We start from the raw sequence: 14,828 nt of genomic DNA, 5'->3' as shown, positions 1-14,828 counted from the left end.
AGCGGGAGGGCAGGGGATGAGGGCACGTCAGCCGGCGCCCACCGGGGAGACGGCGCCGGACCGGACATCGTGCTCTTTGTGGGTCGCTGATAACCGTTGTCGTTCCGCCCTCCGCGCTTCTTGGTCGACCGGGTCAGCAACAGGAGCTGCCAGCAATAGACGTTGCGTGTAGTGGTGGTCTGGGTGCATCGTCACCTTCGCGGCGGGGCCAGTTTCAACGATCTCCCCGCGGTACATGACCGCGACCCGGTGGCTGATGTGTCGCACGACTGCAAGGTCGTGAGAGACGAACAGGTAGGCGACGCCGGTCTCGCGTTGGATGTCGATAAATAGGTCAAGGACACGCGCTTGGGTAGTGAGATCCAGTGCCGAGACGGGCTCGTCACACACGATGAGTTTGGGGGACAGCGCCAAAGCACGGGCGATAGCGACTCTCTGTCGTTGGCCGCCGGAAAACTCGCGTGGGAAGCGATGAATCGCGTCCTCAGGGAGCTGGACTTGGTCGAGGAGTGTCCGGATATGCGCTCGTGCATGCTTTGGGCTCTTGCCCAGGGCGATGAGCGGTTCAGCCAAGATGTCGGCGATGCTCATTGCGGGGTTGAGGGAGGTGTAGGGATCCTGGAAAACGACTTGGATGTCTTTGGCCAGACTGCGGCGTTCTGCGCCGCTGGCACGCGTTATATCCCGTCCCTCGAAGTTTATGGAGCCAGCAGAGGCCGGCACCAGCCCGAGGACGGCTCTGCCCAGAGTGGTTTTTCCTGAGCCTGATTCTCCGACGACTCCTAGCGTTTCCCCTGGTGTCAGCGACACATCGATCCCGTGCAGGACCTCGAAGGGAGCCTTTCTCCACCCCTTGCGTCCGAATGAGACTTTCAGCCCCCGGACATTCAGCAATTCGCTCATGATTGGGCTGCCTTTGCTTCTGCAGATGTGCGTTCGTCCGCCAGATCCGGCCGGACGGAAGTTTCGGAGAGGATCGAGCTGAGCAGTGACTTCGTGTATTCGTTTTGTGGGTTCCGGAAGATCTCCCTGACAGGTCCTGACTCGACGACGGATCCGTTCTGCATTACGGCTACGCGGTCACAGAGGTCTGCGACTACACCGAAGTTGTGGGTTACGAGAATCACGCCCATGTGGCGCTCCTTCTGCAAATCTCGGAGCAAGTCTAAGACCTCGGCTTGGATGGTCACATCCAGGGCGGTGGTGGGCTCGTCGGCGATCAGGAGTTCGGGATTGCATGCAACAGCGGCGGCGATCAGCACGCGTTGTGCCATCCCGCCTGAAATCTCGTGCGGGTAAAGCTTGATGACCTGCTCGGGGTTTGTAATTCCGACGCGTCCCAGCAGTTCCACGGCGGTCTTCTTTGCGGCCGTTTTGGAGGCCTTGGTTACTGCTCTGATGCCATAAATCATCTGGTTTCCGATGGTGAAGGAAGGGTCCAGGTTCGACATCGGTTCCTGGGGGATGTAGGCGATGGTCGAGCCGCGCTTCTTATCCATCTGACGCTGGGACAAATCCAATAACTCCTCGCCGTGAAGGCGTATCGAGCCCTTGGTGATGATGGCCTGAGATGGAAGAAGGCCCAGGACGGAGAAGGCGGTCTGCGTTTTACCCGATCCGGATTCCCCGACCAGACCGAGTATCTCTCCGGCCTCAACCTGGAGGGTCACTCCGTTCACGACGGGTAGGACGTCCCGGCCCTTCGGGTATCCGATATGCAGGTCATTGACCGTGAGCAACGCCCCGCTTCCTGTGCTGTCCAAGGGTAGCCTCCGGCGTACGACCCGTCCGCGGAACCGGCTCGACACTTGTTCGGATCCTTCGAGTATGTCTCTGAGCGAGTTCCCCAGTAGCACGAGGCAGATGCTGGTGATTCCCAAGGCCAGCCCCGGCCACAGGACCAGGAGCGGGGCGGTGTACATGGAGCTGAATCCTTCGGAGAGCATGGAACCCCAGTTGGGGGCAGTCGATGATCCGAGGCCGATGAAAGCCAGTCCCGCTTGAAGAGAGATGGCGATTCCGGAGATGAAAGCGGCCTGAATGATGAGTGGCGCGCGAACAACATAGAGGATGTGGCGACGAATGATTCTTGCGTTGGAAAGGCCGGACACGCGGGCTGCGTCGACATAGAGCTCGTTCTTGACAGCCACGACCATATTACGGACGAGCCGGAATATGCCGGGGGCAACCAGTGTGCCGAGGATCACCATCAGTACCTGTGTGGAACCGGCGGTGAGCGGGTACAGAACGATGAGAAGGATGACACCGGGAAGTGCCATAACAAGGTTTGCCACCCAAGTGGAGAGGGCATCGAACCACTTACCGAAATATCCGGCGATCAAGCCTCCGGTGACACCCACGAAGAATGAGACGCCCGTGGCGATAACGGCCGATTGCACGCTGATATCGATTGCCGCGATCAGCCGGCTCAGGACGTCTCGACCGGAGCTGTCACCGCCGAGCAGATATTTGCCACCCGGAGGTGCGTTGACCAACTCGAGATCGCCTTCGGCGGGGTTGTGCGGCGTTATCCATGGAGCAAGGAGGCCAATGATCACAAGTGTGACGAGGATGGCCAGGGAGATGGCTGCCACCGGATCATGCGAGAGCTTCCGAAGAAGTCCATGTCGCCTTGGATCGGCTGCTGGCCCTGCGAATTGGGGGTCTACGGTCAGAGGGGAGACTACAGTCATCGTGTCCTCGATTTCGGGTTGAGCCATCCGATGGCCAGATCAATGACGAGGTTGACGATGACGATGACGATGACGGTGAATGCCACGACGCCCATCGTGACCGGGGTATCTCCCTGCATACTTGACATCGCAGAGAATTGCCCGAAGCCCGGCAGCGCGAAGACGCGTTCGACAATTACCGCACCTCCGAGTGTGCCTATGAACTGCAGCGAGAAGATCGTTAGGGACGGGGCTCCTGCATTGCGAAGAGCGTGTCGGAGAACGACGGCGCTCTGCGGGATCCCGCGACTTCGCAGCGTCCTCACGTAATCCTTCTTCAGCTCATCAACCATGGCGCCTCGGACCTGGGCCGCGAGACCGGCTATACCTCCGATGGCCAACGCGATGCAAGGAAGTGTGATGGTGCCAAGCCATCCACCGAATGACTTCGTGATCGGGATGTAGCCAGTCGCCCTGAACAGATGGAAGTTCAGTGCGAACACGGCGACAAGAGCGATGGCGATCAGCAGACCAGGAATCGCATAACCCAAGAGCGACACCATCTGCAGGACCCGGTCAAGGCCTCCACCTTTGACGGCGGCGCCTACCCCGAGGCCGACGCTGATGACCGCCGTGAGCAGCATGGCTGCAAATACCACAGAGAGAGTCACCGGGAGCCTGTTGGCGAGAGCGGAGGCTACCGGTTCGCTCGTGAACCACGAGCGTCCGAAGTCGCCGTGCAGGGCATTTGTCAGCCAGTCGACGTACTGAACGACAACTGGGCGGTCGAGTCCGAATTCAGTGTTCTTCGCGGCGTACTCGGCTGCTGTCGCCGAGTTGCCCAGCAGCGCCCGGGCCACATCGACTTTGGTCAGGTTGACGAGAAAAAATGTCAAGGCTGTTACGGCGAAGACCAGGATTATCCCCGATCCGAGCCTACGAGCAAGGAATGCGATCATCGCAGGTTCTTTTCTATTTACGGGGCGTCCGGCCCGGCATGAGCAGGCCGGACGCCCCGAAACTTTTGGCTTATTATTCGGCGAACGGGTTCTTGGAGAAGTTCCGCAGATTCGGCGTGATGTTGGAGGTCGGAACCGTGAAGGTCACGCCCTCCACCGTGGCCTGATTGACCGAGAAGTACGCAATCGGTGCGAACCATGCATTGTCAACGACATACTCGCTGATCTGCTGGTAAATCTTGTTGCGTGCGGCGTCATCTGTTTCGTACTGGGCATCGTGGAGGAGCCCGGCGATCTTCTCGTCCGTTGTCTTGAGGGGGTTCCAGAACCCGGTCGTGCCAATCTGGGCCGTGACGTCGTTGGCGTTGGTGGAGTTGCCGGTTAGGAACAGAACCATAGGGTAGGCGCCCGTCGCAATTCCGGTCATGGCCTCGGGGATCTGAGTCGGAGTGAATTTGACCTTGATGCCGATTTGTGCCAACTGTTGGGTAATGGTGGGCTCGAATGTGGTGATGTAGGCAAAGTCGGGCATATCGATTTCGAATCCGTCGGCGTAGCCAGCTTCCGCCATGAGGGTTTTAGCCTTTTCGACGTTGTACGCGTACCTGTCGTTGATGGATTCGACGTATCCGGGGGTGTTGAGGCCAAACACCTGATTCGTGGCCTTGCCCTCCCCCTTCATGATCGACTTAACGATGCCTTCGCGGTCGATAGCGTAGTTAATTGCCTGACGCACGCGGACGTCTCCAAGGGCAGGAATCTTCTTCCCTTCCCGATCGAAGATGAACAGTCCAAAGTAGCCGTTGCCCATTGTGGTGTTGATGGTCAGACCACTGGCCCGCGCCTCAGCCAGCGTCGAAGCGTCGACAATGCCGCTATCGATCTCGCCGGCCTTGAGCGCGTTCAGCTGCGCGGTCTGGTCAGTGTAGACCTTGAAGACTACGGTTTTGTAGGGAAAGTCTTTTACTCCCCAATAGCTCTCATTGCGCTGCAGCGTGTACGTGGAGCCCGCGGTGGTGTTAGCCATGTCGAGGGTGTACGGACCTGAACCGACAGGGTTTAGCTTGGATGCGTCGGTTCCGACAGTCTTCGGATCAGCAATTACGCCTGCCCCCGTCCCGAGGACATTGATCAGGTTCGGGTCCGGCTCCGACAGCTTTAGAACGACAGTGCTGCCGTCCGTGGCCGTGACCGATTCGACAAGTGCCAGGTTCGAGGCATAGTTGGCTTTCTGCTTGTATAGCGTCAGGCTCTTCGCGACCACATCAGCGGTTACCGGATCTCCGCTGCTGAACTTCATCCCGGAGCGGAGTTTAAGGGTCAGCGTCTTGTTCCCGTCACTGTAGTCGTAACTCTCTGCAGCGCCGGGGTGAGGGTTCGAGTCACCGTCATTCCAGAGAAGCGTGTCGTAGATGCCTCCCCAAAGACCAACTTGCGCCCCGTTGTCGAGTCCGAGGAAGTCCAAGGAGCTCGGCGCCTGCGCCAGGGACACGGTCAGGGTCGATTTGGTGTCTTTCGTTTCATTGGCTGCTTGCGAGGTACAGCCGGCCGTCGCGAGGGCAATGGCGATGGCGGCCGCAGCTGCCACCATTCTCTTTTTGAGCTTCATTTCTAGAAACTTCCTTGTCTCTTACGGTGTAGCGGTGTTGGACCGAAGCACAGGAGTGATGAGGCTAAGTTCGCCGGTAGTCCAATAATTGGAATTGTGGTCCTGTAGATGAAAATCCATTAGTGGGGAGCGTAAACCCTTGGTTGGATGCCCGTCAATAGCCTTACCTCCCGGGCGCGAGCAGCGCGGGCCCGCTCCGTTGATTGACTCAAGACAGTGGCTGCCCGGGGGGGCGGTCCACCACTGACGGCTATTGGAAAAGGTGTTATTCCATATATCCGAACAGTAGTCATGTTATTGAAAATCGAAAGCGAGTGAGTCATACTTAACCCGCCCTGAAACCTTTCAAAACGGGAGAGGATGAGGTTCTACTAAGTTGAGCCGGGCGACTTCACAGTCCACTTTTGGCCTCCACCTCGCCGACCTGAGGAGATATCGATGATGATGAGTCCGGCGGGCCTGCCGCGTGCCAAGCTTTCCGGCATGTTGTTGTCATAAGGCTGACCGTGCCTTCCGCGGCATTGGTTCCGCCCTTGTTGCGAAGGGGTGCGTCAGGGCGGATCCCCTCGGCCTGCAGACCTTTTGTTCGGCTCAAGAGACTCGTGATGTCCCGATACGGGCAGCTGCTTCGCCCATGACTATGAACGGAAGATCAATGACCGCTGTTGTCCAGCCGGAAAACCTTCGCGTCAACTCGATGACCAGGCTGATTGGCGCAAACCCTGACGAAATCCGGTTCAGCTGGGAGGTGCGCAGCGCCCAGCGTGGGGCACGAGCTGTTGCATTCCGCATTGAACTGGCTGAGGATTTTGCGGACGGAACTGCTGGCGAGCTTGTTTGGGATTCTGGGCGGATCGGATACGAATTGTGCCCGGATTCCACTTACAACGGACCGCCTCTTGCTCCACGGAGGAGTTACAGGTGGCGCATCTGTCTTTGGGCCCACGACGGGTTGAATGGCCCCTGGAGTGACTGGGCGATGTTTGAGACCGGAACTGTTGACCTACAGGCGGTGGCGCACTGGATCGCCCGTGACGTGGAGATCATCGCCGGTGTTGCCGGCCAGGTGCAGTATCTGAGGGGATCGTTCGATATCACGGCGGAGCCGGTGCGTGCGCGCGCGTTCGCGTCCGCGCTAGGTTGGTATCGACTTAGCCTCAACGGCGTCGAGATCACCGGCGACAGCTTGGTACCGAAATTCACCGCTTTCGATGACCGCGTGCAATACCAGTCCTACGATGTGACGGCAACGCTACGCGAAGGAACCAATGTTCTCGGAATCGTCCTTGCCGACGGGCGATTCCGTGGTCGCAACGGCAGCCATGGCGTTCGCGATCTTTACGGGACACAGACGGCGGCGATCGCCTATGTCGAGGTTGAACTTGCCGACGGTACCGTGGTTCATTTCCAGTCCGATGAATCCTGGACTGCCGGAGGCGGTGAGATCATCACCTCCGACCCCCAGGATGGTGAAAAAGTCGACGCCCGTGCGGCCTTTCCCGGCTGGAATTCATCCATCGAACGACCCTCGGACTTCTGCCCCGTTAAACTGGTGGCTGAAGACCGGAACCTGGTGCCGGTTCGCAGCGACGCCGTTCGGGCCATCGAAGAGATCGCCGCGGTCTCTATCACCAAGCGCCCCTCAGGCAGCCTGCTTGTCGACTTCGGCGCCAACGTGGTCGGCGTGGTGCGCCTAAACGTCACAGGAGACGAAGGACAGGAAGTACTCCTTGATTTTGGCGAAGTACTCACGCCGGAAGGTGACCTTGACCGTGACTACCTCACCGATTCGAGCGAAGCCGGCCCGATCGTTCAGCGAGACACATTTATCCTGAGCGGAGGAACGGACCTATTCCAGCCCCGGTTCACAATTCACGGATTCCGCTATTGCGAGATCACCAATCCGCCGGCGGCGATCCAGCTTTCCGATGTGACAGCCGTCCTCCTTCACGCTGCACTTGAGTACTCCGGGAAATTTCACTGTTCCGTACCAGAGATCAACACACTCCACGCTAACGTGGTACGAAGCATGCAGGGCAACTTCACCGACGTCCCCACCGACTGCCCGACCCGTGAGCGCTCAGGTTGGACGGGGGATGCCCAGGTTTTCGCGAGGACGGCCACTCTTCTCGGGCAGGTGGACTCTTATTTCAGCGACTGGCTCATTGACCTGGCTCTGCAACAAGGTGAGGACGGGCGGGTTGAGGACATTGTTCCCCGCGACAATGTCCCACCGCCATTTGAATTCGGCGGAGCGGCAGGTTGGGGAGACGCCGCCGTGATCATTCCCTGGACGCTGTACACCCGGTACGGAAACGTGCAGGTGCTGGAAGACCAGTACCCGTCAATGGTTGCTTGGATCGAATTCTCCGCAACCCGGGCAGCGTCCGGCCGGCACGCCAGCCGCGAGGAATCCGGCGCGAAGAAACCCCATGAAGACTACTTGCTGGACGTTGGATTCCACTATGGAGAATGGCTGGAACCCGACGTTGACCACAGCATGGCCGCACTTCCGGACCTACTCACCCGAGACCCCGGAGCTGTCGCCACCGCCTACTTCTCATACTCGAGTAGCCTGCTTAGCCAAATCGCCAAGATTCTCGACCGCCCGGGGGACTCTCAGCGATTTTCCGGGTACGCAGCAGCGGCAAAACAGTCCTGGCAGACGGAGTACATGACCGCGCCAGGTGTCCTCACGCCCGACAAACAAGCAACCTACGCCCGCGCTTTGCGCCTCGGACTGCTCCCCGAACAGGACCGGAAGGCGGCCGCGGAGCGCCTGTGCGAACTCATTGAGAAAAACGGCACCCACGTTGGAACAGGTTTTCTTTCCACGGGATTTCTGTTGGATGTGCTTTCCGACTCCGGAAGGGCCGACGTCGCCTTGGACCTCCTGCTCCAGCGGACACATCCCTCCTGGCTTGCCCAAATAGACCAGGGCGCCACCACCGTATGGGAAAAGTGGGAAGGGTATGACGAGGCAGGCAAAGCCCACCAATCGCACAACCACTACTCCCTCGGGGCAGTGGTCGCTTGGCTCTACGAAGGGCTCGTCGGCCTCAAACCGACCTCCGTTGCCTGGAGCACCTTCGACCTCGAACCGCTCATGTTCAATGGCCGCGTCGATCACGCCTCCGCCACCACCAAAACACCTCACGGAGCTGTCTCGGCCGCCTGGAGCCATGGAAACGGGCGCGCCACAGTATCCCTGACGGTTCCGGTAGGTTCGACCGCAATGGTGAGGCTTCCCCGCGCCACGGTCGAAAACCTCACCGAATCGCAGACCCACCTGGGCCCTCTGGTGGACTCTGCAGAACAAGATGAGCACGGAGTGCGAATCATTTGCGAGTCGGGCCGCTACGACTTCGAATGGACCGTGGAATAGATGCCTGGCGGCGCGGCTTTAAGGAAGACAAGGGCGCGCCGCCCCATGTCCTACCCTGTTCCCTTCCGGCTATGCCAGGGAACAGTCCTCCAGTGCTTCTGCCTGACTACTCAGACCCTCCAGTGGTGCCGGCCCTGCCTCTGAGGCCCACTCTCGCCGCGCGCTGCCGCGCGGCCGGTCCCTGTGGAGACTCCGGGGCTGGATTCTTGAACCGCCATAGCCGCCAGCTCTGGCGGGGATAGTCTCAGATGGCGTTGACGCGTGTCGCTGGGAGTTGCCCTTCCAAGTGCGCTGCCTTGAGCTGGGCACGTACTGCGTCAAGGATTTCGAAGACGGCGATAGTCTCTGCCCATGTGTGCAGAGGGTTTTCAGATGCTCCGGCGGCAATGGAAGCACTGGCGGACCTGAACATCGGAACGTATCCATTACCTTCCATTGGAATCTCGAAACTCTCGTGGGCCAGGAGGTCTTCCGCCGTGGGCGAATGAATCGAGAAGCGGGTAGCGGCCCAGAACGGACCCTCGATGACAATCCACCCTAGGGTCCCGTTGATTGAGGCCGAAGGGTCGAGGAAATCGACCATAGAGCACGCGGCCTGGGCGAAACGGCCGCGATCGTATCCCAGGCTGATAGCTTGGCTCAAATCAACCCCATCATCCCGAATCCGTCCATGGCTGGCGATCACCGCAGGCTCGCCCAGCAGCATCGAGGCCAACGTCACCGGGTAGATGCCCTGGTCCAGCAAAGTGCTGCCCCCCAGTTCCGGGCGCCATCTGCTGGACCCGTCTTGGGGGAACGGAAATCCGAAGGATGCCCGCACGCTCCGCACCTCACCGATACGGCCGTCATCGATCAGAGTGTGTAATTGGCGGATCGCAGGGTTGAATTTCATCCACATAGCCTCCATGAGGAATACACCCATCGCCCGTGCAGTCTCGGCCAGGTCTCGCACCTGCCCTGCGTTAAGGGCCAGAGGCTTCTCGCACACGACATGTTTGCCCGCAAGAAGCGCCTCTTTGGCGAGCTGGTGATGCACGCCGTGCGGTGTTCCGATATACAGCGCATCGATGTCCTGGTCAGCAAGAAATGCCGTGTAATCCGAATACGCCCGCGGGATGTCGAACTCAGCGGCGAAAGACCGTGCGGCCTCGGAGCTGCGCGACGAAACGGCCACTAACTCCACGTTCTCGGCCCGTTGCAGGTCGGGTGCTACGGTCCTGGAGATGTGCCCGGTCCCTACAATGCCCCATTTAACGCGTCCATGACTCACGGCTGTCCCTTTCGGGTAGATTTCGGTTATTCGAGGTTCGTGCTTCATAGCGGTCGACTGGAGTCCGTCACCGGTCGAGCCGTCGGACTTCCTGCTGACGACAGCGTCCGAGGTTTTCGGAGAGCACTGCCGAAAATTCGCCTAGTATTCGTACACGATGCAACGGGTGAGGCCGGTTCCCGAGCGGTCCTGAGGGATAAAAAAGTCCACGACACCAGCGTCAGGGAGTGAGGGGTGGGCCCATGCCGATCCGCTATGTGTTTCGTCGCCATTCAGTCTGCGTGTGACCTTTCTTCGGTCTCGGACGTCAAGTTCAGCAACGCATTCGAGACCGACCTTGACTCCGGCGCGGGAGAAGGTGACCTTGAATCCCCTTCCTATGCCAAGGAAGGTTGCCGGCTCAGTCTGGATTATCAGTCCATAACCCTGGCTGCCCTCCTCGGAGACACCGAACGGAGTCCAGCGTGTGATGGTCAGTGCATAGTTTCCCAGCGTGAGGGTGGCAATGGGCTGCTTGTCGGTGAGCTGGAAGCCGACCATGGTCTCGGCCGGGCGGTGGTCAAGGACTAGATCGTTGACCGAGGCGAGGAGCGCGAAGGCATCCGTGATATGCAGCCCTCCATCTTCGGGTGTCGAATCGAGACCGAAAGGCGAAACCCCGATGGCGCCGTGAGATCCGACGGCGACGAAGGCCTGGCCTGCGCCCGTCTCGTTGCGAAGCATCTCCGGAATGAACAGCGTCGGGCTTGATTCGGCAAAGCCGCTGCAGATGGCCTCGAAGTCGCCCATGTAGATGTCCGGGGCGAGGAAGTCAATGCTGGGCGCGCACACCCTCCAGATCGGGGCCAGTTTGGGGTTTGGGCCGCCACTGGGGTATTCGCCGGGCGTCACTCCGCCAGCCAGTCCAAACTCGGGGATGTCCATGTCCACATCGAGCCATGCATTGGCGAAAAGTGGTATGTCAAAATGTTGCCTGCCTGCCACCGCTATCTTTTCGACGTAGCTCGAGTAGGCATGGGCCATGAAGGCCTCGTTGGTGAGCGGTGTTTCGCCTAGGACCTGTGCCCAGGTGCCCGCCTCGACTCTCCCGTTGGAGCTCCATGCTTCATGCAATGGCCCGGATTTGGGATCGCGGATTGCTGCAATCACATCGATGGGCACGGGGTGTTCAAAGGCCGCCTTGGCCGCCGGGCCGCGGTCCCGACTGTCGCCCAGTAGGCCAACCTCATTTTCGACTTGCACCATGATTACTGTGCCGTGGCCCTCGTCAGCGGCGGCGAGATATTCCATGAATCGACCGAACGCGACGGCATCGCGCTCACGTGCCTCCAGGGAAAACGGGGAGATATGTTCTGTGCGGCCGCTGGCGACCTCGGCCCGTGGAAACCGCACTGAGTCCGCTTTCATCCAGCCCGGGACATAGCTTGACGTTCCGTTCTTCCAGGTTCCAAACCAAAGGGGAATCAGTTTGAGGCCACGCGAGCGGACCGCGGACAACAAGGAATCGACGATGGAAAAATCAAACTCATCTTCGTTCGGTTCCACCTGGTCCCACGCGACACCAGCGAGGACAGTATTTGCTCCCAGATCGGCCACGCGGTTAACGGCCGTGAGCGCAGTTTCGTGGCCACTCGAACTGGAATTGTGCAGTTCCGCCCCGAGTACCAGGAACGGGGTACCGTTGACGAGCAGCCGGCTGCGGCGGTGTGATGCTTCGAGTGCGGCGTTGGCTACTGGCTTACCGCTCGGGGTGGTGCTCATGGTGTGTTCCTTCGGGTGAAACGTGCTTGACCGTTGATTGGTGCATTAACGGAGAGGGAGACCTGCCGGCCGAGTGCGAGGAATGTCCGACGAGGCGTCATTGCATCCGAAGCCTGCACACATCGGATCTGCCGGAATGGAAGCACGGACGGCTCTGCAGGCCGAAGACCCGGCACTCCATAGAGCCGTCGCCTAGGCGGAAGTCGTTCTCGGCGCGGTCAGAGCAGCAAGATGTGGACGCAGTGCCGAAACCCATGTCTCGTAGCCGCGGCCGTTGAGGTGGAGGTCGTCAAGTGTGAACTCGCTGCGGAGTCCGCCGTTGCCATCTGCAAGGACGGGCCACAAGTCGATGTAAATGGCGTTGAATTGTGAAGCCAGCCGCACGTAGGCGCTGTTCAGCTCTCGCACTTTCCGGGCATAGCTTTTCTTGCGCGGCATGACGCTTTGAAGGAAGATCTGTGCATTCGGCGCCAGTTCCTTGATTCTATTCAGAATCGTCTCCACGTTATTGACGGTTCCCGCAGCGGGGTATCCGAAGCCCAGGTCGTTTGTTCCGATCAGCAGGACTATTGCCGAGGGGCCCGGCGTGACGGCGTCGTCGATTCTGGCGAGAACCCCACGGGACGTGTCGCCCGCAATGCCACGGTTCTTGGCCGGCAAGTCTGGAAACCACTCATTCCACATTCCGCCTTCGGTGATGCTGTCTCCCAGGAAGACCACATCACCTTCGGTGAGCCGCAGCGACTGGAATTGCTGTGCTTTCATTTTCCGGCTCGGTTCCATAACCCGGTCCAGCCACTTGAAGAAGAGTTTCAAAGCCAATGCTCCCTTGCACCGCAACCCAGGATTTACGATTCCACTAAATGGAATGTATATCCTAATATTGAAATTTGTTGTCAGATGGAGCATAATCGTGGGACGGTGCCGCCGTCAAGAGCGCACCTTCACCCAGGCGCGCTCACACTTTTCGGCTGACCAAACCCAGGAGGGTTCCATGACGATAGGCCTCACCACTCCGATCATCCCCGGCTTCAACCCCGACCCATCCATCTGTCGTTCCGGCGAGGACTACTACCTGATTTGTTCCAGTTTTGAGTATTTCCCCGGCGTTCCGATCTATCGGAGCCAGGATCTTCGGAACTGGACTCAGATCGGAAACGTGCTCAGTCGCACGGACCAATTCGATGTGGACGGACTCTTCCCGTCGCTGGGTATCTACGCCCCAACCATCAGGCACCATGACGGCCGGTTCTGGATGATTACCACCAACTCTCCGAACTTCAAGGCCCAGCTTCTGGTCACGGCCGAGAAGCCGGAAGGCCCATGGTCTACCGCTGTGCAGTTGCCGGGGCTGGTCGGTCTAGATCCGGATATTGCATGGGATGAGGATGGAGCCTGTTACGTGACCTACTCCGGTTTCGACTTGGAAACCTTCCATCAGTCAATCTGGCAGGCAAAGGTCGACCCGCTGGCCGGCGTCGTGGTTGGAGAGCCGTACGCCGTCTGGGAAGGTACCGGCTTCGCGTACCCAGAGGCCCCTCACCTGTACCGGCGTGAGGGCTGGTGGTACCTGATGATTGCAGAAGGCGGCACCGAGCGGGGGCACCGAGTGACGGTCGCGCGGTCACGGGACATTAGTGGGCCCTTTGAAGCTAATCCGGCGAACCCGATCCTGACAATGTCGGGGCTGCCCGGGCCGGTGCAAAACACCGGCCACGCCGATCTCGTGGAACGACCAGACGGTACATGGGCCATGGTTTTCCTCGGCGTCAGGCCTGCGGGGACGAGCCCGACCTACCATGTACTGGGGCGGGAGACCTTCGCCGCCGAGGTCGAGTGGATCGATGGTTGGCCTGTGCCGTCAGTGGCCATCACCCCAACGGAGGCGACCGGTGAGACCTCGGCTTGGGAGTTCGCGGACGCCGATCTGGGCGTCGAATGGTTCACCCCGGGCGAAAGTACACTCAAGTTCGCAGAAAGCGGTTCAGGCGTCCTCAGTGTTTCGGCCGAGACCGCAGGGGAGACCGTGCGGCCACGGCTCATCGCCCAGCGACTACGCCACCGACGAGCACGAATTACGGTGGACGTTGACGCTGCTCACGGGGACGGCGGGTTGTCCCTGCGCATTGACCCCCGCCATGAGTACTCGATTGAAGTTAACGACCAGGACCTCCTCGTCCGAGCCCGGATCGGAGACATTGAGTCAGTTGCGAAGAGAATTGAAAAAGTCGGCCCGTGTTCGACCGTCAGGATCGAAGTCACCGAGCCCTCCGCGGAGCAATACCTGAAAGGCCCCGACGAGATCGTGTTCTCCGCCAGGACGCAAGGCGGAGCCTGGGAAGAGATTGCCCGGCTTGATGGCAAGTACCTTTCCACCGAAGTGGCCGGCGGATACACCGGGCGGGTCTTCGGACTCCTGTCCCGGAGCGGGACAGTCGCGTTCCGGGAGCTCAACTACTCCGGCGGGAACGCGGAAGTGTCATCAATTCCGGGCATATAGCCGACGAGGAATGCTCGCGCTGCGGCCCTGGCCGATGCACCGCGGAGAACGGTCCGTCAGCAGGGGAGACCGGGTGTATCTCCGGGGGTCAGAACCCCGGGGCTCGTCCACGTACTGGCCACAGTGGCAGCGGGAATCGTGGCCCTGAGCTGTCGCCGGACCAACGGAACAAAAACGGTCAGTGCCGGCACTGTCGGCTAGAGGCTCGTCCGGGTCAAGAAGAAGATGCTGACGAGCCTCTGGAACCGCCCGGAGCGGCGCGGCGGGAAGTCCGGTCCGAAAGCGTTCGTCTCGATATGACCTTTCGGAGTAGCTGGCTCCGCTGCAGTCGGCGACTAGTGTCTTGCGCCTGAATTCGCTTCGTAATTGTAAAACGGGGCATGGCGAATGCTGGGCGGCCGAAGGCCTTGCTTTGCCGTGGGCCCGGAGGCGGAGCCCGTCCCAAGGGGTTGCGATCCGTCAAGCATTGTCCTCGCCAGTGCTGAGGAGTTGACGAACGTTGCAGTGGCTGCTCGCTGCGGGGTTGGAATCTCATGCCTCGGCAAAGTGGCGGCGCCGGTTTTTGGAGTAGCGCCATGATGGGTTGGCAGACGATCGCCGACCCGGCAGGCCTGCCGGCATCACCACGGACCGGGTCGAGCAGACGAGCGTTGCGACCTGGAATCGACGCCG

At 59.9% G+C, this 14,828-nt stretch carries 9 protein-coding genes; 2 read left to right on the top strand and 7 right to left on the bottom strand.

What is annotated here, in order from left to right:
* Positions 1-27 precede the first annotated feature (27 nt).
* From ACSSVG_RS23590 to ACSSVG_RS23575, 4 genes are all read right to left on the bottom strand, one after another.
* Complete coding sequence (locus ACSSVG_RS23590) at positions 28-903, bottom strand: ATP-binding cassette domain-containing protein (protein ID WP_492419550.1); 876 nt, start codon at positions 901-903, stop codon at positions 28-30.
* On the bottom strand, positions 900-2,693 hold the full coding sequence (locus ACSSVG_RS23585; RefSeq protein ID WP_492419548.1) for a dipeptide/oligopeptide/nickel ABC transporter permease/ATP-binding protein: 1,794 nt from the start codon (positions 2,691-2,693) through the stop codon (positions 900-902). Before ACSSVG_RS23585 ends, ACSSVG_RS23590 begins: the two co-directional genes overlap by 4 nt.
* Positions 2,690-3,631 carry an ABC transporter permease gene (locus ACSSVG_RS23580; protein ID WP_492419546.1) on the bottom strand — a complete coding sequence of 314 codons (942 nt, stop codon included), beginning with the start codon at positions 3,629-3,631 and terminating at the stop codon, positions 2,690-2,692. Before ACSSVG_RS23580 ends, ACSSVG_RS23585 begins: the two co-directional genes overlap by 4 nt.
* A 73-nt stretch (positions 3,632-3,704) precedes the next feature.
* On the bottom strand, positions 3,705-5,240 hold the full coding sequence (locus ACSSVG_RS23575; RefSeq protein WP_492419544.1) for an ABC transporter substrate-binding protein: 1,536 nt from the start codon (positions 5,238-5,240) through the stop codon (positions 3,705-3,707).
* A gap of 634 nt (positions 5,241-5,874) precedes the next feature.
* Here ACSSVG_RS23575 and ACSSVG_RS23570 point away from each other — a divergent pair.
* Positions 5,875-8,625 (top strand): family 78 glycoside hydrolase catalytic domain, encoded by a 2,751-nt coding sequence (locus ACSSVG_RS23570; RefSeq protein ID WP_492419543.1) that lies wholly within the window; start codon positions 5,875-5,877, stop codon positions 8,623-8,625.
* 244 nt (positions 8,626-8,869) lie between these two features.
* Here the strand turns inward: ACSSVG_RS23570 and ACSSVG_RS23565 are convergent, their stop codons facing one another.
* The 3 genes from ACSSVG_RS23565 to ACSSVG_RS23555 form a co-directional block, all read right to left on the bottom strand.
* Complete coding sequence (locus ACSSVG_RS23565) at positions 8,870-9,943, bottom strand: Gfo/Idh/MocA family protein (protein ID WP_492419541.1); 1,074 nt, start codon at positions 9,941-9,943, stop codon at positions 8,870-8,872.
* Between the two features lie 93 nt (positions 9,944-10,036).
* Positions 10,037-11,656 (bottom strand): GH35 family beta-galactosidase, encoded by a 1,620-nt coding sequence (locus tag ACSSVG_RS23560; RefSeq protein WP_492419539.1) that lies wholly within the window; start codon positions 11,654-11,656, stop codon positions 10,037-10,039.
* A gap of 192 nt (positions 11,657-11,848) precedes the next feature.
* Complete coding sequence (locus ACSSVG_RS23555) at positions 11,849-12,421, bottom strand: GDSL-type esterase/lipase family protein (RefSeq protein ID WP_492419537.1); 573 nt, start codon at positions 12,419-12,421, stop codon at positions 11,849-11,851.
* Positions 12,422-12,650: 229 nt separating this feature from the next.
* On the opposite strand from ACSSVG_RS23555, the gene ACSSVG_RS23550 reads away from it, so the two are divergent.
* Positions 12,651-14,156 carry a glycoside hydrolase family 43 protein gene (locus ACSSVG_RS23550; RefSeq protein ID WP_492419535.1) on the top strand — a complete coding sequence of 502 codons (1,506 nt, stop codon included), beginning with the start codon at positions 12,651-12,653 and terminating at the stop codon, positions 14,154-14,156.
* Positions 14,157-14,828: the final 672 nt, after the last annotated feature.

Source organism: Paenarthrobacter sp. E2MeOHC11, from assembly GCF_058744955.1.
This window is presented reverse-complemented; position numbering and strand designations above follow the sequence as displayed.